Here is a 1,637-nt window from a genome sequence, read left to right as displayed (position 1 = left end):
CTAGACGAGTAGTTCCGATGTGATCAGTGGTCGTAGGCGATCAGCGACCGGGTGACCGGTGCACCGATCTTGTTGTTGTGCCAGATCCCGGCGGCCATCGCCAAGATCCGCTGGGCGACGCGGATCGAGACACCCTCGAAGGTCCGCCCCCCGTGTTGTTCCAGGTCAAGTTGCCCCTTGAGGGTGTCGTTGACCGACTCGATTAGCTGGCGGACCTTCTTGAGCATCGGCTCGCCGTACCGTTCCTTCTCGCGCTTGCGCGAAGGCCGCAACAGCTCGATGCCTTGATCGAGGAGCTCCCGCTCGAACGGTTTGGACGCGAAGCCCTTGTCCGAGATGAGCAGGATGCCCTCGCGTTCGGCGACCAAGTCGGCGTCGACCTCCAACATCGCGGACAGCACCTCGCGCTCGCCGATCTTCGCGGACGCCAGCGCCCACATGATCGGCATCCCCGTGGGCGTGCAGACCAGGTAGAGCCGAAGTCCCCAGAAGAACCGAGAGTGTGACGCGCAGTAGCCGTATTGCGCCCAACCGGCCAGGTCCGACCGCTGCACGGTCGGGCGCGACATCCCGCACGGGACTGGTGTCGAGTCCACGATCCAGTGGTTGTCGAACCAGAAGTCGCTGTCCATGGCCAGCTCCCGGATCATGCGCTTGACCAGCGGAAGCGCGGACCGCAGACGCCTGTTGTAGCCGGGCCGCAGCGGCAGGTACGGGAACATACCGGACAGGTGCTTGTTCGCGTACCGCAACCATCGGGCCTCGGAGTGGAACCCGAGCAGCGCCTGCGCGACCGCCAGACAGACCAACTCGCTGTCGCTCAGTAGCGGCGGCGCGCCCATCCATCGGGTTCCTCCGATCTCGTCATCGATCTTCACGTAGAGTGCGGTCAAGAGGGCTTCCAGGTCTGTCGTCACACACGGATCTTGGGAGTCCTCGTCCCGTTTCCGCAGCCAGATGTCCGTTCTGACTCGTTCGATGGTCGGTCGAGCCGTGATCAGCTGGGCTGATCAGTTCCAATGAGACGCGATGAGGTTGATCGTTCTCAGTGGTTCTGGTGATTGCTGGAGCCCGTTAGGCCGTGTGCACCAGCCGGAAGCGCTGGGCCAGCACCTGGGTGTCGTCGTCGACGGTGAAATCGGGATCGCCCAGTTCCCCGCGCATCTCCGCGCTGTGCCAGAACCCTTCGTGCTCAGCCCGCCACTCGGCCACCGACTTGAAGCCTTCGCCCTCGTCGAGGGCGTGCTGCAGGTCAACGTCGGCGAGTCGGACTACCCGGACCACGGTGATTTCGATCGCCGCGACCCGCCGCCCTTCGGAGTCGACCACGGCCTCGTGTCGGCCGACCTTGGGCAACGGCTCGTTCTCTCGCTCGTATTCCAGCACCAGCCCGGAGGTAGAGGTCTTGGCGCCGGACAGGATCGCGGCGACCAGTTGGTCCCGCAGCGGACCGGGGAACGCGAACTCCGCCAGGGGAAGATCATTGAGGTTCATGCCACGCAGGCTATCGAGCCTGTGACCTGGAGACTCACGCCTTTTCACCATGGCAGAAGAAGCAGATCGATGCTCAACTCCACTGAGAATCAGCAAGATAAGTGAGAGCGGACACCAGACATCGGAACTACTCGTCTAGAGAA

Annotated in this window: 2 protein-coding genes; both read right to left on the bottom strand. The window is 63.3% G+C overall.

Annotated features, from left to right (window positions below; translation table 11 throughout):
• Positions 1-23 precede the first annotated feature (23 nt).
• Complete coding sequence (locus tag ACZ3TS_RS42930; RefSeq protein ID WP_467628682.1) at positions 24-917, bottom strand: IS982 family transposase; 894 nt, start codon at positions 915-917, stop codon at positions 24-26.
• 157 nt (positions 918-1,074) lie between these two features.
• On the bottom strand, positions 1,075-1,494 hold the full coding sequence (locus ACZ3TS_RS42925; protein WP_467628679.1) for an ASCH domain-containing protein: 420 nt from the start codon (positions 1,492-1,494) through the stop codon (positions 1,075-1,077).
• Positions 1,495-1,637: the final 143 nt, after the last annotated feature.

It is taken from the genome of Streptomyces sp. NPDC022910 (assembly GCF_055561075.1).
Note: the sequence above shows the minus strand (reverse complement) of the source record. Positions and strands in the feature narration are given on the sequence as shown.